Origin of the sequence: Litorilituus sediminis (assembly GCF_004295665.1) — a bacterium.
GTDB classification, from domain to species: Bacteria; Pseudomonadota; Gammaproteobacteria; order Enterobacterales; family Alteromonadaceae; genus Colwellia; species Colwellia sediminis.
Genome location: NZ_CP034759.1, coordinates 1,532,146 through 1,555,370 on the forward strand (window position 1 = coordinate 1,532,146; position 23,225 = coordinate 1,555,370).

Here is a 23,225-nt window from a genome sequence, read left to right on the forward strand (position 1 = left end):
CTATCAGCACCTGCTATGGCGTTAATTAAAAGCTCATATTTACCCCTAAGGTAACACTTGGGCCAAAGCCAGGTAAAAAGCTAGGCTGAGCTTGGTTAGAGTAACCACGAATAACATACGAAGTTTGATAAACCTCATCCGTTAAATTTTGCCCATCTAGGTATAGCTTGATTTGCTCATTCACTTGATAGGCCATTTGCAGGCCAACTAGCGTATATGAATCTTGATATTGACTGTTGGCATGATCAATTGCTGTATCGTCTATCTGCCACTTAATATTCGGGGCAATATAGAAACCATTCGCCATTTGATAGCGCAGCTCAAACTGAGCTAAATGAGTTGGAATACCGGCAATTTGGTTACCATCATACTCGCCACCATCAAAGTAAAAATCACTGTAGTTATACACTAACTTAGCATCAAAGTTATCGCCTTTGGCTAGCATATCTTGAGCAAAGCCTTGAATCACTTCTAACTCAACACCTTGATGTATAGTACCCGCATGGTAGTTATCAGTTTTACCATTAACAGCAAAGTCATTAACAATAGAGATAAGTTCGTCATCCACTTCACTGCGATATAACGCGACATTCCACTGGGTTTGAGCAACCTGCCCTGACGAGCCAAACTCAATTGTTGTTGATTCTTGCGCTTGTAAATCATTTAAACTTATTTTAGCGGCCGCAGGATTTTTAGGGCTTACCGTTGAAGAAACCAACTCCCAATAGGTTGGCGCTTCACTGGTACTACTAACATTGGCAAATACACGTACCTCGTCACTTACTTGATAGTTAATACCAATTTTAGGATTGATGCTATCGTAGCTGTTTTTTTGATTATGCAGCAATGACATTTCATCTGTTATATCTCGGTTCGCCTGCACCCATTGTGCTGCAACTGCTAACTGCACATCGTCATGAAGCTGTGCTTGCCACTGCAGCGCTAACATTAAATTATTAGCATCGAACGCTAAACGACCATACTCCTGCATCTTGCTACCGTTCATCGGGTTATTGGCATAATACCGGCGGGTCATATCACTTTGGCTTGCTGAAAATGACACAAAAAGCTCATCATGTTCGCTAAGGTAATCACCGGTTAAGTTCAATGAATATTCCATACCATAATCATCAGTATCGGTAACACTGTGCGATAGTGGATCAGTAAAGGTATCATCTACTTGTTGATAAAACACACCAAGCTCTTGCATTAAATTATCATTGCTAAAACGTGTTTTATTGGCAACTCGAGCCATTTGCGAGTCGCGATGCGGGTCACGGTTATAGACATTAAGCAGTTTATCTAGCGGCGTATTACCATCACCTAATACTTGCTCAGGGTTAGATAATGCTCTTGCTTTCGGTACTACAAAGGGAATGTCAAAAACGTTATCTGTCCACTGAAAATAAGTTCGATTGGCAATATGCTGAGTTAGGTTGACACCTATATTTCCGTTAACACTGCTGCGATCTGACTCACTGTGATTACGATAACCATCATAGCTGTCTTTAGAAGCGCTAATAAAATAATCCCAATTATCACTTTGACCGGCAAGCTGACCACTCGCGCCAAGTCGAGCATCACTACCGTACTCTAAGCGCACACTAGGGCTGGTACTGGTACCATTTTTACTGATCATATTAATCGCGCCGCCTAAGGTCGTGCCGCCATACCTAAGCGCATTAGCACCACGATATACAGCCACCATCTCAGCAGATTTTGGCTCTAAAAAGCCAATAACGAAACTACCGTCTGCTTGGTTTAACGCCAAACCATCTTGTAATAGTTGTACACCGCGATTGACCGGATTACTTTGTACGCCAGAGCCACGAATATTCAATCTAGGTTGATCATTACCACCAAAAAAGCTTTGCATAATAATACCCGGCTCAAAACCAAGTGCATCTTGCAAGGTTGCTTGGCGGGCAGGCAGTTTTTCAATCTCAACTAAATTAGTGCCGCCAGCCACTTTTTTTAATTCAGCTCTGGCTTCATCTAAGGTTGGAAATGCTCGTTCTACCGGCCTGCTCGATACCTCAATATGTTCATCAATAACAATATCGGCTTTACCCGTATCAGCCACTACGGGTGAAGAGCACATAGCTAAAGTTAAACACAGTGACAAATATTTTCTTTTGCTCTTACACAGTGATTTACTTTGTTTTACTAAACCACGGTTATGATATGTAAACATAATATTTCCTTAAAACTACCATTGAATATAAAACATGTTTTTGGCGAGTAAGATAATTCCCACTTGATGACAAAAAACACTTAAATGAATAAATTTGAAGCGACTGCAGCTCATTTTTCCGTTACGAGAAAGGTACATTGCGGTAAAAAAGTGCCCTAAAACACTAAATGCTAAGAGCATTTTTACTGATAACAATTGCCCAAAAGAAGACGACATCAAGCCAGAGAAATGCGGAAAATGATGGTGAGCCATCGCCAGCCCAGAAAGAAACAACACAGCCAAAACATAAGGCATTATTTTTCGCGCTCGCCCAGTAATACCTTGCTGTAATAGCAGCATGGTATCAGCAGGAATTTTCTTTCGAATAGACTCTAAAAAGAGTACTTCAAAGAACACCACGCCAATAAAAGTAACGCCAGCAAACAAATGTAATGTAATTAAAATAGGATAGGACACGGTTAGTACACCTCATGACGATAAAATTGATTAAGAAATATTGCCCGCTCTTCCTTGTTAGCAACACTATGCCAATCAAGGTCATTGCCGGTTTTTAATACCAGTGCCAGCTCAGTCAAAGGCAGAACTTGTTCAATGTTATGGCTGACATAAATCATGCTGGTTTGTGGGGTTAACAACTTAGCTAACAGCTCGGTTAATTGGCTAGCTAAAGGGGTGTCAAGGGCACTAAAGGGTTCATCTAAAAGCAGTAAATCGGGCTTAACGGCAAAAGCGCGCACTAAAGCAACTCGCTGCGCCATGCCGCCTGAAAGTTGATGTGGATAATGATTAATACAGGCTAATAAGCCAACTTGCGCCAGTAATGCTTTAATACGCTGCTCAGCTTCACGCTTAGCAACGCCACTAGCTTTTAGCACTTGATAGATATTTTCTTGTACCGTAAGCCAAGGTAGCAGCCTCGGCTCTTGAAATACGTAACCAATACGCTGCGCATGATTGACCACTTGTCCCTGTGTCGGAGCAACTAAGCCTGCGATCAGCTTTAAAATGGATGACTTACCTAAACCACTTTGCCCTAAAAGCGCTAATTTTGAGCCCGCTTTTAAGGTAAACGACATATTAGCAAGCACATCATGGTGATTAAATGACAAGCTCACTTGATGAAATTGAACCAGCTCGCGGATTTTTTCAGCCTTCATCGCCTCATTAAAACGCATCATTAGCTTGCCCTCTTCCAACGCAATAAATAATTTTGCACAGGTCTTAACAAGACTAATTCTAATATCGCGACCAATAACAAACTGACCAATACCCAGGCATAAAGCTCTGACGTATCAAAGTTACTACTTGCATTAGCCAGCTGATAACCTATGCCTTGATGCGCCCCCAATACTTCAGCTAGCACCACAATTCGCACGCCGCTACAGCAAACAATCACTAAGGTGGCACATAAAGGAGCTGCAATGGCAGGGATATAAATTTGACTAAAGCGCTGCCATAAAGAAAAGTGATAAACATGGGCTAATTCAAGATACTGATTATCAATTTGCTCAATATTTTTCTGCGTATTTACATAAATGGTCGGAGATAACAGCAGCACAGTAATAAAAACGACCATGCTCGAGCCCATGCCAAACCACAACATAGCAAGTAGCACAACAATAACGGGTGGCACGCTCATTAATAACCAGCGGATGGGTGATAAAAACGCTTTTAACCAAGCGCGTCTTCCTGCAATGATCCCTAAACAAAAACCGATAAAACTTGCTACAGATAAGGCCAGCAATAACCGCTTAAGTGATGTTAACAACACCAGCCAAAAATCACTCTGTTGGCAAAGCTCAATTAACCGCGTTAACGTTTGTACAGGCGATGCTAAAATAAGCTCGCTAAGCTCCATAGATAAAAGCTGCCAAAGTAAAATAACACTCGTGATACCAAGCCCTTTAGCAAGTAAAGTGGTTTTATTGTCTATAACAGTCGAAAACTTTCCTTGTTTAAACTCTTCCTGCTTTACCTTAACGCTCGCAGCCTGATCACGCTTTGCAAGGCTCTGCTTACTCGCTAACAAGGCCATATTTTCTTGTGCCGTCATAGTGCTAGTCCCAATAAAAATCACTATCAGGTAGCTTTTTACCAATGCGATTAGCATCGGTATTTGCTAATAATCGATAAAACGACTCTAAATGAGGTCGCGCTTGTTTAGCCGGAACAACGTCTAAGCCAGTATTTTTGATGGCTTGAATAAGCGCGGGTTTGGGCATTTTAGGTAAATAATTAGTAACAATATCGGCACATGCATCAACATTTTGCTGGCACCAGAGAGCCGCCTTGCTATACGCATGATTAATGCTATTCACTAACACTTTGTTTTGATTAACACTGGTATTAGCAACAAGCCCAGCTTGTGGAATTTTAGGGCTATCGGGAAATGTTTGTTGCCACGCCTCACTAATATTTAACGCTCGTACAAGCGGTTGTTTGCCTTGTTGCTTACTTTGAAAAAGTACAATGGAAGTTAACGGCTCTATTAATAAGGCATAATCAACCTGTCCTGCTAACAGCAGTTGCGCTGAATCAGCAAAGTTATGACTTTGCCTGATGTTAACTTTATTTGCTTGCTTACCCAATTGCGCCGTTAACAGTTGCTCAAGCACTATGTTAGGCATGTCGTTTTTAAAAGGGACAACAATTTCCTTACCAACAAGCTGTTCAATCACATTGCCAGCGCGGTAATGTTCATCCCGGGTCACCACCGCCATAATGTCCCATATCGCAACATTAAGCAGGCTTAAACTATGACCACGATTATAGAAAGTTGCCGCAAGGTTTGATGGCATAGCGGTAAAGTCCACTTGCTTGCCCACCACCATGGCACGCAATTGCTGAGGATTTTTCCAGCGAGTAAAAGAGAGCTTAACGCCTTTATTTGCTAAAGGTTGCTGAGTGGCCATCACCATCATAGGGTAACTGATCACCGCAGCAGGCCCCGCTAAAGCAACATCTTCCACAGTGCTTTCATCGCTATGAGCTGCAAAGCAAACACCACAAGCAAAAAAACTAATAAAAGTAATAATATTTTTCACAACAAACTACAAATGATAATGATTTTCATTTATAGTAATACACATTGTTACTTTATCTACTTGATAAATATCAAGACACTAATTAACAGAAGGAATTTTAGGAGACATCATGCCTAATTCAATAAACAACTGCACAACTTTACTGCAATTACTTAATACCGAGCAGAGGGAACTAATCGAGCAACAAAGTACGCAAATTGAGCTAGCCGCAGGTGATTGCCTATTTAATAAGGGCGATAGCGCAGACAACATTTTCTTGGTCAAAAAAGGCAAAGTAACCCTATACCGCTTAATGCCAAATGGCGAGCAAAAAGTATTTAAAGTATTTATGTCTGGTGGTGTTATTGCCGAAATGGCGGTGTTTATGCAGCCAAGACAATATCCTATGTCGGCACATATAGACCAAGCAAGCTCAATTGTTTGTTATAGCTATCAAAGCTTTACCAAACTATTTACCAGCTACCCTGAACTCGCACTCAATGTCATCAGCTTTATCAGTAATCGAGTCGGTCAGTTAATGAACTCCATGGATATGCTAACGCAAGTCAATGCGAATCAAAGGCTAGTTATGCACTTTGCTGAAATTTATCAAAAACAAAAACGCCAAGACAATCGCTTTACCCTACCAAACACTAAAAAGGTATTAGCTTCTCAACTTGGCATCACACCAGAAACCTTATCGAGATTATTTAACAAGTTAAAATTTAATGGCCTAATTAAAGAATCGGGTGCTTGTATTACGGTACCAGACATTAATGGCTTATGCCGAGAAGTCGATTTAGTACCTGATATTTTTCATAATTAATGCAACAAAATATCGGCCACGTTGTCATAAGCTTCAGTTACATTTAATTGCATTTCACCACACTTAGTTGCTTGATATTCCCCGCTTAAAGGAGGAATATGAAGGTGAAGATAACAAAAGAGGTAATACTATGAAAATTAGAATTTCGGGTCATCATGTTGAAATCACTGAAGGTATTAAGCAAGCCATTGAAAGTAAATTTGCTAAAATCTCTAAGCATTATCCATCGATTATGAATATTGATTCCACCGTCACGGTAGAGCCAAAACAGCAAAAGCTTGAAGTAACGACATTATATGAAGGTGAAAAAATTACCGTTAACGCATCAGATAAAACCCTCTACGCAGCGGTAGCTAAAGTGACCAAAAAACTACAGGCGGCACTTGCCAGACGCAAAGGCGTACTATCAGCTAAGTTAAATGAAAAGTATGTCGTTAAACAATCAGATATGTTCCAAGTAGCATAGGGCGTGTTAGCCTTTGTTAACATTTTCAGCAATGAGCTATTTTTATCAATAGCAAAGCAGTATGAACGCGGTTTGGTTATTCCAAATAAGTGAATACTAATGAAGCTAGTGTTAAAAATAGCTATTGCCCTAGGACTGAGGCTAAAACTCCTTTACTCTGCGTTAAAAGTTGCTAATTTAGCTGGCTAAACTGAGCAACTTTCGCCTTGATTAAAGAAGTTTTATCTCTCAGCTGAAATAGTAAACAAAGATAAACACGCCCTGGCAAACGTTACTCTCCTAGTTTGCTAACGCTAACAAAACAGGCTGCCAGCGGCAGCCTGTTTTTCTTTTAAAGTTTGAGCAAGTAATTAGTTATTCCGGCTCATAATCTAAATTCGCCGCTAACCAACGCTCAGCTTGCTCAATAGTAAAGCCTTTCCGCGCGGCGTAATCTAACACTTGATCTTTCGCTAATTTTGCCACGGCAAAGTATTTCGCATCAGGGTGAGCAAAGTACCAACCACTGACCGCAGCGCCAGGCCACATGGCATAGCTAGAGGTTAATTCCATGCCAATATTTTCTTCAACATTTAATAACTCCCACAACAAACCTTTTTCGGTGTGTTCAGGACATGCCGGATAACCCGGCGCAGGACGAATACCTTGGTAACTTTCGCGAATCAAATCATCATTATTAAAGTCTTCATCAGCCGCATAGCCCCAGTACTCTTTGCGTACCTTTTCATGTAAATACTCTGCTGAGGCTTCAGCTAACCTATCAGCAACCGCTTTAAGCAAAATGCTGTTATAAGCATCATGTTGCTCATCATAAACTTTCACTAACTCATCAACACCAAAGCCAGCTGAAACGGCAAACGCACCAATATAGTCATCTACCCCAGCATCTTTATCCGCAATGTAATCCGCTAAACAGCGATTATACTGCCCTGCTGGCTTTTTACTTTGCTGGCGCAAATGCTGAAGCTTGATAAGCTGCTGTTCTCTTAGCTCTGTATCGCCATCAACTGGATGCAAAATAGTATCATCACCCTCACGGTGCGCTGGAAATAAACCAAAAACTGCCTTTGCCGTCACTTTATCATTATTGATTACGTCATCTAACATAGCATTGGCATCATTAAACAGCTTAGTCGCTTCTTCGCCAACCACTTCATGGCGCAAAATTAACGGGTACTTGCCCGATAATTGCCAGGTCATAAAAAACGGTGTCCAATCAATATAATTTCGCACTTCGCTTAAATCGAGCTTTTCAAGTACTGTTACCCCAAGCTTATTTGGCTTTTTCGGGGTATATTCTGCAAAGCTTAATGGGCTTGAGTTTTCACGCGCTTGTTCAACCGTAATTAAACTTGAACGAGGACCTTTTTTATAATGGCGAGCACGAGTGCGTTCATATTCATCTTTTTGTCTGGCCATAAAGTTATCACGTAACTCATCCGAAAGTAATGAGCTCACCACAGACACTGAGCGCGAGGCATTAGCAACATAAACAACCGGATGCTCATACTGAGGCTCAATTTTTACTGCGGTATGCGCTTTAGAGGTTGTCGCACCACCAATAAGTAATGGTAAGGTGAAGCCTTGCCTTTGCATTTCTTTTGCAACATGAACCATCTCATCTAGTGATGGTGTAATGAGCCCCGACAAGCCGATAATATCGACATTCTCTTCTTTGGCGACACGTAAAATATCTTCACAAGAAACCATCACGCCTAAATCGATAATTTCATAGTTATTACACTGCAAGACCACGCCCACAATGTTTTTACCAATATCGTGCACATCACCTTTAACTGTCGCTAAAAGCACTTTACCGTTAGAGCTAGCCTCTGTTTTTTCTGCCTCAATAAATGGGTTAAGGTAAGCAACCGCTTGCTTCATAACTCGTGCAGATTTCACCACTTGAGGTAAGAACATTTCACCAGCACCAAATAAGTCACCCACTTGGTTCATGCCATCCATCAACGGACCTTCAATAACATCTAGAGGTCTTGCTGCTTGTAACCGAGCTTCTTCAGTATCTTCTTCAATAAACTCATTAATACCTTTTACTAACGAGTGTGCTAAGCGTTCTTTGATGGGCAATTCGCGCCACGCTAAATCAACCTTTGATTGTTGACCACCCGCTTGACCTCGGTACTCTTCTGCAACGTCAAGTAATCGCTCTGTCGCGCCATCATCAGTATTTTGAATGACATCTTCTACTGCTAGACGTAGCTTTTCTGGAATATCAGAGTAAATGGCCAATTGACCCGCATTAACAATGCCCATATCCATACCATTTTTAATGGCGTGATATAAAAACACTGCATGAATAGCTTCACGGACAGGGTTATTGCCTCGAAATGAAAATGAAACGTTAGAAACACCACCAGAAATCATGGCATACGGTAAGTTTTGCTTAATATCAGCAACCGCTTCAATAAAGTCCATGGCATAGTTGTTATGCTCTTCAATACCAGTAGCAACCGCAAAAATATTCGGGTCAAAAATAATATCTTCTGCTGGAAAGCCAATTTCATCCACTAAGATATGATAGGCGCGATGACAAATTTCATATTTTCTTGCTCGAGTATCCGCTTGGCCTTCTTCATCAAAGGCCATTACGATAACAGCTGCGCCATAGCGACGTAATAACTCAGCCTGCGTTCTAAAGTTTTCTTCGCCTTCTTTTAAGCTGATTGAATTAACGACACCTTTACCTTGAATGCACTGTAAACCTGCTTCTAAGATATCCCACTTAGACGAGTCAATCATAATAGGTACTTTGGCGATTTCAGGCTCACCGGCAATAAGGTTTAAAAAGCGCACCATCGCCTGCTTTGACTCCAACATGCCTTCATCCATGTTGATATCAATAATCTGCGCACCATTTTCAACTTGCTGTAAGGCGACCGCAATTGCTTGATCGTAATTTTCTTCTTTGATCAAGCGCTTAAACATAGCAGAGCCGGTAACATTAGTACGCTCACCTACGTTAACAAAAAGCGTATCTTCCTTAATGGTTAGGGCTTCTAAACCAGATAATCGACAAGCTATTTCTCTAGGCTCTACTTTACGTGGTGTAAGAGCTGCAACGGTATCCGCCATGCCTTTTATATGTGCCGGTGTTGTACCGCAACAACCACCGATAATATTTAAAAAGCCCGCATTCGCCCACTCAGCCACATGCTTATTCATGTCTTCCACGGTAAAATCATACTCACCGAAAGCATTCGGTAAGCCAGCATTCGGGTGCGCTGATACTGCCACATCACACACTCGACTTAATTCTTCAACATACTGCCTTAATTCTACTGGCCCTAATGCACAGTTAAGACCAAAAGAAACCGGCTTAGCATGACGTAGTGAGTTATAAAAAGCTTCGGTTGTTTGCCCTGATAATGTTCGCCCAGAGGCATCAGTGATAGTCCCTGAAATCATCACAGGTAAGCGTAAACCTAGTTCATCATAAACAGTTTCAACGGCAAATACGGCAGCTTTAGCATTTAAAGTATCAAAAATAGTTTCAATTAAAATGATATCTGCGCCACCTTCAATCAAGGCTTTAGTAGACTCTATATAGGCCTCTTTTAGCTCATCAAAGGTTACATTACGATAGGCAGGATCATTAACATCAGGCGAAATCGAGCAAGTTCTATTGGTTGGCCCCAATACACCTGCTACAAACCTTGGCTTTTCAGGCGTTAACTTGTTGTACTCATCTGCTGCTGCTCGCGCTATCTGCGCAGCTTTTAAGTTGATTTCTGCGCTATAATCTTCCATGTCATAATCTGCCATGGCGATTGTTGTCGCATTAAAGGTATTGGTTTCTAGTATGTCAGCACCTGCTTCAAGGTATTCATTATGAATCGCTTTAATCACTTCTGGCTGCGTCAGTACCAACATGTCATTATTGCCTTTGACATCACAATGCCAATCAGCAAATCGCTCACCACGAAAATCTTGTTCTTCAAACTTATACGCTTGGATCATAGTGCCCATAGCACCATCAAGAATTAAGATATTTTTCTCTAATTGCTGCTCTAATAATGTAAATGAAGGGTGTTTTTTCATGATCTATCCAAGCTTTTTTTAATAACAACAAGCTAAACCAACAAGATATTGCTGATAAAATATTTACGGCTAATCCCTAACCTTAGTCTTCTTGCTTTGCATCTTGCGCCGCTTTAATGTTTGAAGCATCTAACCTATAAGGGGTTATTTGATACACATAATAATTTAACCAATTAGTAAACAATAAACTGCCATGACTGCGCCATGACCCTATTGGTTTATTATTTACATCATCTTGATAATAATAGTTGATAGGCAACTGTGTATTGGCATCTTTCTTACTATCTCGCAAGTATTCTTCATGCAAGGTTGAGGTATCGTATTCAGGGTGGCCTGTTAAATACACTTGTCGCTTATCTTTACTTGCAACCAAATAGACACCAGCCTCTTCTGACTGCGCTAAAATATTTAGCCTATCAACTTTTTCAAAATCAGCCTGATTAATATAGCCATAGCGCGAGTGTGGCACATTAAAACATTCATCAAAACCACGTGTTAATTGCTCATGGGCATCCAGCGGATAATGCTGATAAACCCCCGATAGCTTCTGTTTTCTCAAATGCCTATTTAAACCATAGTGATGATATAAAGCCGCATGAGCAGCCCAACAAGAAAACATGGTTGAGGTTACGTTTTTATCTGCCCAATCAAAGACTTCACAGATTTTATCCCAAAAGCTCACCTGCTGATAATCTAACAAAGCTAGTGGCGCTCCCGTAATAATCAGGCCATCGTATTGTTTATGCTTTATGTCATCAAAAAGACAATAAAAGTTTTCTAAATGCTCTTTAGGCGTATTTTTTGATTCATTGGCATGAATACGGACAAACTCAACATTAATTTGCAGCGGCGTATTCGAAAGCATACGCAGTATTTGCACTTCTGTTTCTATCTTGTTTGGCATCAAGTTCAAAATCGCAACTTGCATGGGGCGAATATCTTGGTTCACGGCTCTGTGCTCCGACATAACAAAGATATTTTCATTGGCCAATACCGACAAGGCTGGTAATTGATCTGGTATTTTAATGGGCATAACACGACCTAACAAAATGACAAAAGTGAATTGCACACCATGTTACTTAGATTGCTAGATATGTCAACTTCTAAACGTATAGACGTCTAAAAGTTATTAATCATTAATATATTAATTTGATATGAATTGCTTACCAAGCAAAAGTACACTCAATTTACAAAGTTATTGCTATTACAGTACAAAGTCAGAGCCAAAAAAAATGCAGTGCTACGTCTAACACTGCATTTTATTGATATTGACTATTTATTATATAAATCTGAGGTTTATTTACTGTGAAGCTACTCTTCTACTACCGCTTCTGCTTCCGTAGGAATGGTTTTACACAAGAACATTTCACGAAGCTTAGCGTCTAGCTCTTTGGCCATTGCTGGGTTTTCTGCTAAATATTTAGTAGCATTAGCTTTACCTTGACCAATACGTTCACCATTACAGCTATACCAAGCACCTGCTTTTTCAACTAAGTTATTTTTCACACCTAGCTCTATTAATTCACCTAAGCTATTGATGCCCTCTCCGTAAAGAATTTGGAATTCAGCCTGTTTAAACGGAGGTGATATCTTATTCTTAACCACTTTTACTCGGGTTTCATTACCGACAATTTCATCGCCATCTTTAACTGCACCAGTACGGCGTATATCTAAACGAACCGAAGCGTAAAACTTCAAGGCATTACCACCCGTTGTCGTTTCTGGGTTACCAAACATAACACCAATCTTCATACGAATTTGGTTAATGAAAATTAACATGGTATTAGATTTTTTCAAATTCGCAGTAAGCTTACGCATTGCCTGAGATAACATACGTGCTTGTAAACCCATGTGCGAGTCACCCATGTCACCTTCAATTTCAGCTTTTGGTGTTAAAGCGGCAACCGAGTCAACGACAATAATATCAATAGCACCTGAGCGGCTTAACATATCGCATATTTCTAATGCTTGCTCACCTGTATCAGGTTGAGAAACAAGTAGGTCATTAATATTAACGCCTAACTTTTCAGCATAAATTGGATCAAGTGCATGTTCAGCATCAATAAACGCACATACTTTGCCATTACGTTGAGCTTCTGCGATAACTTCCAAAGTTAAGGTAGTTTTACCGCTTGATTCTGGACCGTAAATTTCAACAACACGACCAAGAGGTAAGCCACCTGCACCTAACGCAATATCTAAACCTAAAGAGCCGGTAGATACTGTTTCAACATCCATTGCATTGTTATCACCCAGCTTCATGATTGAACCTTTACCAAATTGGCGTTCAATTTGTCCTAGGGCTGCTGAGAGTGCTTTTTCTTTATCGTCTTTCATTAATTGCTCCACGAATAAGTCGTTTTTCGTTTTAATGAGACAAGTATACTGTATGACTGTACAGTATCAAGACTTTTATTAAAATTTTTACTAAAAACAGTCAATAAAAACCTTAATTTTTTGTTTTAAAAGAAAAAATTAATAAGAGGATATTTACTAACAAGTGTGCTTCAGATGTAGCTAAAGATTAACTGGACTCTATATACAGTACTTTTTATCAGTGCATACAGTAAAATTATTGTTGACTCTCATACCAAGGTTCAGGTTTATGAATGTGATAGCCTTGCCCGTAATCTATGCCAATTTCAGTCAATATACGCTCAATATCAGCATTTTCTACAAATTCGGCCACAGTTTTCTTGTGCATAGCACTAGCCGTTCTTTTGATGTTTTCAACAAAAATACGGTTAACCTTGTTGGTATCCATATCTCGCACAAAGACGCCATCAATTTTAATGGTATCCACAGGAAGTTTTTGTAAGTAACTAAATGAAGATAAGCCACTACCAAAATCATCTAAAGAAAAACTACAGCCAAATTCAATCATCTGCTCAATAAAATGTAACGCTGATGCTAAATGGCTAATGGCTGAGGTTTCAGTTATTTCAAAACAAATGCGCTCAGGAGCGATTTGATAACGAGAAAATAATACTGAGATCTGTGCAAAAATATCTTTATCCGCTAAGGTTAAACCTGATAAGTTGATACTGTAGACACTGTGTTCAGATGGCAAAGATGCTATCTTTTTAAACGTATTTTCTATCACCCAGTAATCAATCTTTCGAATCATACCGTATTTTTCTGCGGCTGGAATAAATTCATTAGGGGCAACTATATTGCCGCAGGCACTTCTCATTCTAACTAAGATTTCAAAATGATCTGTTTCTTCACCTTGTAAAGACTTAAGTCGTTGACGATATAGTATGAGTCGATCGGCTTTAATTGCCTCGGCAACTTCATGCACCGCTTCCATTTCTTTAGCATGTTGTACTAATTGTAAGTCATCGCTTTGATAAATTTGAACCCTATTTCGGCCTTTTTCTTTCGCTAAGCTCACCGCCTGCCCTAAAGAAGAAAACACTTGCTTCGCATCAAAAACCGACTCATCTAAAATAATAACGCCAATGCTTGCGGTAACATTGCTTTCAGATTTCAACTCATCAAGCCGTACCTTTTGCACCAATAAACAGAGAGTTTCTGCGTATGTATTCACTTCTTCTCTAGGCAATGTTGGCAACAAAATCGCAAACTCATCATTCCCTAAACGACTTACCGTGGCATTATCTGGAATAAATTCACGTAACATCAGTGATATTTTGTGAAGAAATTTATCGCCAATACCATAACCAAAACTATTATTTATCACCTGAAATTTATCTAAATCAATATGCATAACCACGCCTGAGTTGTTATCAGGCTGCTTGTTATTGATATGCTCAGTTAATTGCCGATCAAAATTAGCACGGTTTGCTAAACCTGTTAGTCGATCATGGTTATCAACGAATGCCAAGGCACTTTTAACTTTCTGGTGCTTTTTAAAGCCCAACTTTTGCTGACGATAAAAGCCATAAATAAGCAAGGTAAGAGCTAGCCATAGGACTATTGCTTTCAGCAAACCTTGCTGATGTAGATTACTACTGTATTGAGGTGATAATCGAATCGCTAACTGCCAGCGCGTATTGGGTATAGGCTTAACAAAACTAAAACTAGAATACTCATCACCTTGTAACAATAAAGAGGCATATTTACTGTTATCATGCCCAGTCGTTAACTCAATTTCTCTGGGGTTATCTGCCCGCATTAAAAAAAGCTGTTGATGCGGTAGTTGATACTTGGCCAATAATTCAATTAACACATCAGGGTTAAAAGCAACAAAAAGATAATTCTGCTCAGTTAAATTGGTTGATAATGGCTGTAAAAGATCGAAATGAATACTGGATTTACTCCGATGTAAAAATAATTGCGTTTGTACGCCAGAAGCAAGCATTGAAGCAATTTCAGCCTCACAATCAGGTAAAAAGTTCCCGGTAATATGCGCTAAACTTCCTTCACCTTGAGCATCAATTAAGGCAAAGAGTCGAGTATTTTTAATATCAGAGCGTAGTTGATTAAGCACGGCCATATAATCATCTTTATTTGCCGTACTTCCTTGCTGCTGTAACTGCTTAATCGCATTAAATTGTTTTTGCTGGAATAAGTCGATTTCTAAACGCAATTGCGTAAAGTACTCTTGATAATCTGACAGGATACGATCGGTAATAGAGTCCATTAATGACTCTTGGTAACTTTGATGAATTTTGCTTGCAGAATACGCTTGCCAGACCAGCAATATCAAAATCACGATACTTGTTAATATAACAACACGCTTACTGGTATTAAGCTCCTTCTTATGTTTTAGCTGTTGTTGGTTATTTTGCTTAATCAAACATCTCCCAAAGCCTAGAAAACAATCTAATCAAGCTTCAATATAAACAGCAGCTATTAAATTCGCAAGCAAAAAAGATGAAGAAATTGTACGGTTTCAAGCAAAGCTTATGGCATAATTAACGGTTCAAATTTGTAATCAAAAAAATATTTCTTCACCATGACTAGCGCTAGCAAAGATCTCTCCAGCCACACCCCGATGATGCGTCAATATCTCACCATCAAGGCCGAATTTCCAAATATATTAATCTTTTATCGAATGGGAGATTTTTACGAGCTCTTTTATGATGATGCAAAAAAAGCAGCCGACTTACTTGATATTTCTTTAACCGCTCGAGGTAAGTCAGGCGGAAACGCCATTCCTATGGCGGGTGTTCCATATCACGCCGTTGAAAGCTATTTAGCTAAGCTGGTTAATTTAGGTGAGTCCGTCGCGATTTGCGAGCAAGTCGGAGACCCTGCAACCAGTAAAGGGCCAGTAGAGCGTAAAGTTGTCCGTGTCATTACCCCTGGTACAGTAAGTGATGAAGCATTACTAACAGATAAGCAAGACAACCTTATTGTCGCCATTGTTGAAAATCAAAGTAAACAAGCTAGCCCTGCTTATGGCCTTGCCTATTTAGATATGGCAAGCGGCCGCTTTGTTCTTACAGAGCCAGAAAGCAGTGAGCAATTACAAGCAGAGCTACAACGCTTAGCCCCTGCTGAGTTACTCTACCCCGAGTCCTTTTCAGACTTTTCTTTAATTTCCTCACAAAAAGGTCTACGTCGTCGCGCGGAATGGGAGTTTGATTTAGATACCGCGATTAACTTACTCAATAAGCAATTTGAAACGAAAGAATTAACCGGTTTTGGCGTAACAGAAAAAGTATACGGACTGTCTGCGGCTGGTTGCCTACTTGCCTACGTAAAAGATACCCAACGAAGTGCTTTGCCACATATACGAGCCATAGTCAGTGAGTCTGCACGCAAAGGCGTGGTGCTTGATGCGGCAACTCGTCGAAATTTAGAGCTAACACAAAACCTGCAAGGTGGCAGCGAAAGTACCTTAGCACAGGTACTTGATAAATCAGCAACGCCTATGGGCTCACGATTATTAAAGCGATGGTTACACTTTCCACTAAGGGATCTAACCACACTACGCAGCAGGCAAGATACCGTCGAAGAGATCATCAACCTAGATTTAACAACGCAAGTTCATCCTCTTTTAAAAGGGCTAGGTGATATTGAACGTATTGTTGCTCGTATAGCGTTGCAATCTGCTCGTCCTCGTGATTTTGCTCGTTTACGCAATGCACTACAAAGCTTACCCGAACTGCAACAAATACTAACGCCAGCAAAGCAAGGCTACTTGGCGACCTTAGCAAGTGAATGCCGACCTATTCCAGCCATTCAAACGCTACTTGAACAAGCGATTGTAGAAAATCCACCGGTACTAATACGTGATGGCGGTGTAATTGCCCCTGGTTATCATCAAGAACTCGACGAATTACGCGATCTCAGTGATGGCGCAACTGAGTTTTTACAGCAATTAGAACAAAAAGAGAAAGAGCGTACCGGCATATCGTCGCTCAAAGTCGGCTATAACAAAGTCCATGGCTTTTTTATTGAAATCAGTCGCAGCGCAGCACAAGAAGTGCCTCAAGATTACATCAGGCGCCAAACCTTAAAAAATAACGAACGCTTTATCACTGAAGAATTAAAACAGCATGAACATAAAGTGCTTAGCGCGCAAAGCAAATTCTTAGCGCTAGAGAAGTCTTTATATCAAGAGTTATTTAGCAAAATATTGCCAGCACTTGCTGATTTGCAACAGCTAAGTCAAGCTATTGCAGAGCTAGACGTATTATCTACATTTGCAGAACGCGCTTTAACGCTAAACTATGTTAAACCAACACTTGTTAACGAGGCAGGTATAGATATCTCAGCTGGTCGCCACCCTGTGGTTGAGCAAATGACCAAAGAAGCATTTATTGCTAATCCGGTTGCTTTAACAGAGCAGCGCAGAATGCTGATCATCACTGGCCCTAATATGGGCGGTAAATCAACCTATATGAGGCAAACCGCGCTGATTGTTTTAATGGCGCACGTTGGCTGCTATGTTCCAGCGCAAACAGCAACCATAGGTTTAGTTGATAGAATATTTACACGCATCGGCGCCTCAGATGATCTCGCCAGTGGCCGCTCAACCTTTATGGTAGAAATGACAGAAACCGCTAACATACTGCACAATGCCACCAGCAAAAGCTTAGTTTTATTAGATGAAATAGGCCGGGGAACCAGTACTTATGATGGCTTATCGCTCGCTTGGGCATGTGCAGAATTACTGGCATTAAAAACTAAAGCATTCACTTTATTTGCTACTCATTATTTTGAAATGACCATGCTGGCAGAGCAAATAGCAACGCTCGCTAATGTCCATTTAGATGCAGTTGAACATGAAGATAACATTGTCTTTATGCACGCTGTTCAAGAAGGTGCTGCAAGTAGAAGCTTTGGCTTGCAAGTTGCCCAGTTAGCAGGCGTACCTAAATCGGTAGTCAAACGAGCAAAGCAACGTTTAGCTGAATTAGAATCATCACAAATGCCAAGTAGTCTACCAAGTCAAACGCAAGCTAATAACCAACTTAGCTTAATGGTTGAGGAGCATGTTATCGTTGAGCAACTAAAATCAATTGATGTCAATGACTTAAGCCCTCGACAAGCCCTTGATTTACTTTTTGAGTTAAAAAGCAAAGTCTAACCAGTTAAAGTATAACCAGTTAGAACATGGCAATAAAAAAGCTATCAGAGCAATCTGATAGCTTTTTTGCTATTTTAATCTAATGAACTAGCTTAGCTTACCTTTAATAGCAATTGAATTAACTAGGCTTGAAAGATAGCTTCAATCGATAAGTTTTGCTGGCTAAGTATATCGCGAAGACGTTTCAATGCCTCTACTTGAATTTGACGAACCCGTTCACGAGTTAAGCCAATTTCACTACCCACATCTTCTAACGTTGCAGCTTCATAGCCCATTAAGCCAAAGCGGCGGGCAAGAACTTCTCGTTGCTTGCTGTTCAGTTCATTTAACCAGTGAATGATATTGTTGCTCATATCTTCTGATTGCAAGTCACCTTCTGGTCCACTACTTTTTTCATCAGCAATGACATCAAGTAGTGCTTTATCTGAATCACCAGCAAAAGGAGTATCTACCGAAGCGATACGCTCATTTAAGCGCAGCATTTTATTTACATCGCTAACAGGCTTATCTAAATGCTCAGCAATATCTTCTGCGGTTGGTTCGTGATCTAATTTTTGCACTAGTTCACGAGAGGCTCGTAAATATATATTGAGTTCTTTTACTACATGAATGGGTAAACGTATGGTGCGCGTTTGATTCATAATAGCGCGTTCTATGGTTTGGCGAATCCACCAAGTGGCGTAGGTTGAAAAGCGAAAGCCGCGTTCTGGGTCAAATTTCTCTACTGCTCGAATTAAACCTAAATTACCTTCTTCAATTAAATCAAGTAAAGGTAAGCCTCGATTATTATAACGTCTCGCTATTTTTACAACTAAGCGTAAATTACTTTCGATCATACGCTTTCTTGCAGCTTCATCCCCTTTTAGGGATAAACGTGAGAAATAAACCTCTTCTTCTGCACTTAATAATGGCGAAAAACCAATTTCGCTTAGATAAATCTGAGTTGCGTCTAAATTTGACGAAACTTCTTCCTTAGATATTGTAGGCGCGTCTTCAGCTTCAACGATTTGTTCTTCTTTTAATGTGACCATGCTCTTCTCCCATAGATAGCAAAGCTAGATTCAATAGTTAAATATTCACGATTACTCCGTCTGTTTTTTGGATTTAATATTATTTGTTATTATTTATTGTTTTTTGGGTAAATAATTTAATGGATTTACCGACTTACCTCTAAAGCGTACTTCAAAATGAAGCATAACTTGTGTCGCATCAGTATCACCCATTTTTGCAACCACTTGTCCTGACTTAACAACTTGCTGCTCTTTAACCAAAATTTTATCATTATGGGCATACGCACTAAGATAATCATCGTTATGCTTTATAATAATGAGCTTACCGTAACCTCGAAGCGCACTACCCGCATAAACTACCTTGCCCTCTGCTGCCGCTTTAATATTTGTTCCGCGACGCCCTGCAATATTAATCCCTTTATTGCCTTGTGCTCGAGTTGAAAAATACTCTATTATTTTGCCCTTTACTGGCCATTGCCAACGACTTATTTTTTGTGAAAAATCACTTTGATTATCGCTCGCTTTTTTCGGTATTTTTTGACCTCTTACATTTTTACCATACGCCTGCTTTTTGGTTGATGCAATAGCCTTGTTTGAAGTTTTTATGCTGGTCTGACTAGAGCGATTAGTCGAATTTTTAACCAAAGCCTTGCTGGTACTCGCCTTAGCATCTTTAGCACTAGATTTAGCAACAAGTAATAATTTTTGCCCAGGATATATCCGATAAGGAGGATATATTTTATTCAATTTAGCTAATTGTCTAACATCGGAGTTTGCGCGCCAGGCAATTGAGTACAGGGTTTCGCCTGCTCGAACCACATATTCACTGGCGTTGATGGAGTTTTTAACACGCTCATTTAAAGGTACAGCGCTATAAATTGACGCAACGGGTGCTGGTTTATCGCGAGTAGAGCAACCGGTCAAAAAAAACGCAATCATGATGTAACAAAATATATCTAACGATAAACGTTCACACTTTATTCGTGGTTTTTTGCCACTATTAGCGTGCTTGTATATACATATCACCCTGTTACTTATGCACATAAATAGAATAAAAACCCACCCAAGAAAAGCTACCTTAAGATTAAATACGCTATAACGATGGCGGCAACTACCCCCCAGCCTAGCACGTCAACCCATTGCCTTAACTTCTTCTCCATCGCTGTTCCGCCCCACTGAATCAAACCAGCAACTAAGAAAAATCTTAAGCCTCTCCCTATTGCTGAAGCAAGCATAAAGGGTAAAAAAGCCATCTGCAAAAAACCAGCACTGACGGTAAATAATTTATACGGAATTGGTGAAAAACCGGCAATAAAAACAACCCAAACGCCCCAAGTAGCAAACCACTCCATCGCCGTATCAAATCGTTCTTGATAACCAAATTCAGTAATCAATGGCTGTATCCAAGGTTCAAACATCCAGTAACCCAATAAGTAGCCTACCGCGCCACCAACAATAGAAGAAACTGTAGTCAAGGTTGCCAAAGACCAAGCTTTCTCTGGTTTAGCCAAAACCATAGGGGCAAGTAAAACATCCGGTGGAATAGGAAAAAACACTGACTCGGCAAAGGTGATCACAGCTAACATACGCGGTGCTAACTTGTGCTCAGCCCAACGTAAAGTCCAATCATAAAGGGCAGAAAACAACTTCACTACAATAAATCTCCTGGAACTAAAGGTACAAAACGCACAGCTTCAATTTGCTCTTCGCTGTAGCTGTCTCCTGTACGGGTAATAATTTTTAATATTTGTGTTTGCTCCCCTACTGGGATAACTAAGCGCCCACCATCAGCAAGTTGCTCAAGTAATGCTTCAGGTACTTGTGTTGGTGCCGCAGTAACGATAATAGCTTCAAAAGGAGCTTTACTTGCCCAGCCCAGCCAGCCATCGCCATGCTTCATTGAAACATTGTGCAAATCCATTGCCCTAAGACAGCGCTTAGCCTGCCATTGTAATGATTTGATTCGTTCAACTGAAAAGACTCTATCAGTCAGTTGCGCCAATATAGAGGTTTGATAGCCAGAGCCTGTGCCAATTTCTAAAATATTTTTTGGTCTACCGCCAGCCAATAGTAATTCTGACATTTTAGCGACAATATAAGGCTGAGAAATGGTTTGTCCTTGCCCTATAGGCAGTGCAGTATTGTCATAAGCTTTATGCGCTAATATCTCTGGAATAAAAATATGCCGCGGTGAATTGGCAATTGCCTGCAACACTTGCGGGTTGCTAATACCTTCTGCCTGTAGCTTTTGTGCTAATAACTCTCCGCTACGTCTTGATTTCCCACTTACTCGGCTAGTTATCATAACTTAAGCTCACTGATCCAATCTTTCATTTCATCTATGCTTTGATATGCAGTCATATCAACGGTTAACGGAGTAACTGAGGCATAGCCATTGGCAACAGCATGAAAATCAGTACCTTCACCACCATCAAGCTCTTGTCCTAATAAACCATACCAATAAATATCTCGCTGCCATGGGTCTTGCATTTTTTGCATACTTTCCGCTTTATGCCTATGGCCTAAACGCGTCACCTTAATGCCTTTTAATTCACTCAGGGGAATATCGGGTACATTGATATTTAAGATCTGATCAGCAGCTAAGGGGTGAGACGTTAATCTGTGAATCACTTTAGCAGTTACAATTGCCGCCGTTTCATAGTTTTTTTCATACTTGCCAACAAGCGATACAGCTATTGCAGGCATGCCCATATGACGTCCCTCTGTTGCTGCTGCAACTGTGCCAGAATAGAGGGTATCGTCACCAAGATTAGCGCCTTTATTTATCCCTGCTACAACAAGCTCAACATCACAAAGCAACTGGCTAAGCCCTAAGTGAACAGAGTCAGTCGGCGTGCCATTAACAGAAACAAAGCCATTATCAAGTTCTTGTGCCCTAAGCGGATTTAACAAGGTCAGTGAATTACTCGCGCCACTACAATTTCTATCAGGGGCAACCACTGACACGTCAAAATGTTTTGCCAATTCCTGATGTAAAACTTTAATGCCTAAGGCATGAACGCCATCATCATTACTTAAAAGAATTTTCATTAGTGCTTTTCAGCCTCTTTCGCTTGTACCCTTTGTGTCATATCTTGATAATTAACTAGCTCACGTAACACTGTGGTGGCATAACAGCCCGCAGGCAGGAAAAAACTTACTTTAACCGTACTGTCTTGTTCTTGGTCATCAACAACAAGATCAATGTCCGCATCCGATATCACTAAGCGAATACGCCTTCTTTCCTGCTTTAAACCAAACTTTGCTAAGCCTTGGCAAAAACTCATATTTTGATCGGCCACGTTTTGCTCAAGCTCCTTTGGCTCAGCTAAAGTCAGCAACTCGCCAGCGCCCCACATAGGTGCGGTTATATCAATATCATGTTCGCGAAAACGTTGATTAATTTCTTCATCAACTTCAGCTAGCTTAAAAACAGACTGGCTACCCGCAAGCATCATGACATCGCCTACTAACGGCTGATTAAAGTTATTTTGTTTAATGCGCTGCTCAACAATTTGATTAAAAAGATAAGAGCGCGCAGCTGAAAGATAAATACCACGCTTTTTCTTATCTTTTACTTTAGTGCCAGCAAATAACGCTTCAGCCCGTGCAATATTACCGCCATCAATACCAAAACGTTGCTCACCAAAGTAGTTGGGTACGCCGCCTTGTGTTATCTCCTGCCAGCGCTTTGCTAAGGCGTTTAACTCAGTGACCTTTCGTAAAGTTAATTCAAAGCGATTACCACTCAGCGCACCTGTTCTTAGTTTTTTGTTATGGCGCTGAAAACTAAGTACCTCAACACCTTCAATATTTACATCTGATAAGTCGTAAGTTTGCTTGCCCGGCAGGTGTACTGCAAACCACTGCTCGGTAACAGCAAAGCGATCTTTAAGACCCGCATAAGAGACCAGCTGCTCTTTAACTTGAAAGTATTTTGCTAACTCACGAGCAACAAAGACAGTATTAGCGCCTGTTTTTCGAATATAAATATACAGGTGTTCCCCTTCGCCGCACGGTGAAAATGGTAATTGTTCAAATACTTTAAAATCACTCATTTGGCTACGTAATAAGCCAGAAGATTTAGGCTTACCATATAGGTAAGCAAATTCAGTGGTCATGGTTTTTCTCTTTAATACAAGA

Annotated in this window: 18 protein-coding genes; 3 read left to right on the plus strand and 15 right to left on the minus strand. The window is 40.4% G+C overall.

Going from position 1 to position 23,225, the window contains the following annotated elements; translation table 11 throughout:
• Positions 1 to 25: 25 nt before the first annotated feature.
• Genes EMK97_RS06835 through EMK97_RS06855 form a run of 5 tightly spaced genes read right to left on the minus strand, consistent with a single transcriptional unit; the run spans position 26 to position 5,238 of the window.
• Positions 26 to 2,194: a TonB-dependent receptor family protein gene (locus EMK97_RS06835; protein WP_130600644.1), complete on the minus strand. Its 2,169-nt coding sequence runs from the start codon at positions 2,192 to 2,194 to the stop codon at positions 26 to 28.
• 15 nt (positions 2,195 to 2,209) lie between these two features.
• Positions 2,210 to 2,650, minus strand: a complete 441-nt coding sequence (locus tag EMK97_RS06840; protein ID WP_130600646.1) for a CopD family copper resistance protein — start codon at positions 2,648 to 2,650, stop codon at positions 2,210 to 2,212.
• A gap of 2 nt (positions 2,651 to 2,652) precedes the next feature.
• Positions 2,653 to 3,372 carry an ABC transporter ATP-binding protein gene (locus EMK97_RS06845; RefSeq protein WP_130600648.1) on the minus strand — a complete coding sequence of 240 codons (720 nt, stop codon included), beginning with the start codon at positions 3,370 to 3,372 and terminating at the stop codon, positions 2,653 to 2,655.
• The gene (locus tag EMK97_RS06850; RefSeq protein WP_211342278.1) at positions 3,372 to 4,247 is read right to left on the minus strand and encodes an ABC transporter permease; all 876 of its coding nucleotides are present in this window, start codon (positions 4,245 to 4,247) and stop codon (positions 3,372 to 3,374) included. Before EMK97_RS06850 ends, EMK97_RS06845 begins: the two co-directional genes overlap by 1 nt.
• A 4-nt stretch (positions 4,248 to 4,251) precedes the next feature.
• Positions 4,252 to 5,238 carry an ABC transporter substrate-binding protein gene (locus EMK97_RS06855; RefSeq protein WP_130600650.1) on the minus strand — a complete coding sequence of 329 codons (987 nt, stop codon included), beginning with the start codon at positions 5,236 to 5,238 and terminating at the stop codon, positions 4,252 to 4,254.
• A gap of 109 nt (positions 5,239 to 5,347) precedes the next feature.
• On the opposite strand from EMK97_RS06855, the gene EMK97_RS06860 reads away from it, so the two are divergent.
• Both EMK97_RS06860 and hpf read left to right on the plus strand, forming a co-directional pair.
• A complete protein-coding gene (locus EMK97_RS06860; protein WP_130600652.1) occupies positions 5,348 to 6,043 on the plus strand; it encodes a Crp/Fnr family transcriptional regulator in 696 nt (231 codons plus the stop codon).
• Positions 6,044 to 6,173: 130 nt separating this feature from the next.
• Positions 6,174 to 6,509: a ribosome hibernation-promoting factor, HPF/YfiA family gene (gene hpf, locus EMK97_RS06865; RefSeq protein WP_130600654.1), complete on the plus strand. Its 336-nt coding sequence runs from the start codon at positions 6,174 to 6,176 to the stop codon at positions 6,507 to 6,509.
• 354 nt (positions 6,510 to 6,863) lie between these two features.
• Here hpf and metH read toward each other — a convergent pair whose 3' ends face one another.
• From metH to EMK97_RS06885, 4 genes are all read right to left on the minus strand, one after another.
• The gene (metH, locus tag EMK97_RS06870; protein ID WP_130600656.1) at positions 6,864 to 10,568 is read right to left on the minus strand and encodes a methionine synthase; all 3,705 of its coding nucleotides are present in this window, start codon (positions 10,566 to 10,568) and stop codon (positions 6,864 to 6,866) included.
• 82 nt (positions 10,569 to 10,650) lie between these two features.
• The gene (metA, locus tag EMK97_RS06875; protein WP_130604406.1) at positions 10,651 to 11,601 is read right to left on the minus strand and encodes a homoserine O-acetyltransferase MetA; all 951 of its coding nucleotides are present in this window, start codon (positions 11,599 to 11,601) and stop codon (positions 10,651 to 10,653) included.
• A 278-nt stretch (positions 11,602 to 11,879) separates the two neighbouring features.
• Complete coding sequence (recA, locus tag EMK97_RS06880) at positions 11,880 to 12,905, minus strand: recombinase RecA (protein WP_130600658.1); 1,026 nt, start codon at positions 12,903 to 12,905, stop codon at positions 11,880 to 11,882.
• 235 nt (positions 12,906 to 13,140) lie between these two features.
• A complete protein-coding gene (locus EMK97_RS06885) occupies positions 13,141 to 15,330 on the minus strand; it encodes a putative bifunctional diguanylate cyclase/phosphodiesterase (RefSeq protein WP_130600660.1) in 2,190 nt (729 codons plus the stop codon).
• A gap of 159 nt (positions 15,331 to 15,489) precedes the next feature.
• Here EMK97_RS06885 and mutS point away from each other — a divergent pair, with 159 nt between their 5' ends.
• Complete coding sequence (mutS, locus tag EMK97_RS06890) at positions 15,490 to 18,072, plus strand: DNA mismatch repair protein MutS (RefSeq protein ID WP_130600662.1); 2,583 nt, start codon at positions 15,490 to 15,492, stop codon at positions 18,070 to 18,072.
• A gap of 122 nt (positions 18,073 to 18,194) precedes the next feature.
• On the opposite strand, the gene rpoS is transcribed toward mutS, so the two are convergent.
• From rpoS to truD, 6 genes are all read right to left on the minus strand, one after another.
• Positions 18,195 to 19,103, minus strand: coding sequence for an RNA polymerase sigma factor RpoS (gene rpoS / locus EMK97_RS06895; RefSeq protein ID WP_130600664.1), 909 nt, complete (start codon positions 19,101 to 19,103; stop codon positions 18,195 to 18,197).
• A gap of 93 nt (positions 19,104 to 19,196) precedes the next feature.
• On the minus strand, positions 19,197 to 20,021 hold the full coding sequence (locus EMK97_RS06900) for a peptidoglycan DD-metalloendopeptidase family protein (RefSeq protein WP_130600666.1): 825 nt from the start codon (positions 20,019 to 20,021) through the stop codon (positions 19,197 to 19,199).
• 134 nt (positions 20,022 to 20,155) lie between these two features.
• Entirely contained in the window at positions 20,156 to 20,734 is a 579-nt protein-coding gene (locus EMK97_RS06905) for a YqaA family protein (protein ID WP_130600668.1), read from the minus strand.
• The gene (locus EMK97_RS06910) at positions 20,734 to 21,387 is read right to left on the minus strand and encodes a protein-L-isoaspartate(D-aspartate) O-methyltransferase (RefSeq protein ID WP_130600670.1); all 654 of its coding nucleotides are present in this window, start codon (positions 21,385 to 21,387) and stop codon (positions 20,734 to 20,736) included. The genes EMK97_RS06905 and EMK97_RS06910 overlap by 1 nt, the downstream gene beginning before the upstream one ends.
• A complete protein-coding gene (surE, locus tag EMK97_RS06915; protein ID WP_130600672.1) occupies positions 21,384 to 22,133 on the minus strand; it encodes a 5'/3'-nucleotidase SurE in 750 nt (249 codons plus the stop codon). The genes EMK97_RS06910 and surE overlap by 4 nt, the downstream gene beginning before the upstream one ends.
• Entirely contained in the window at positions 22,133 to 23,203 is a 1,071-nt protein-coding gene (gene truD / locus EMK97_RS06920) for a tRNA pseudouridine(13) synthase TruD (protein WP_130600674.1), read from the minus strand. Before truD ends, surE begins: the two co-directional genes overlap by 1 nt.
• Positions 23,204 to 23,225 lie beyond the last annotated feature (22 nt).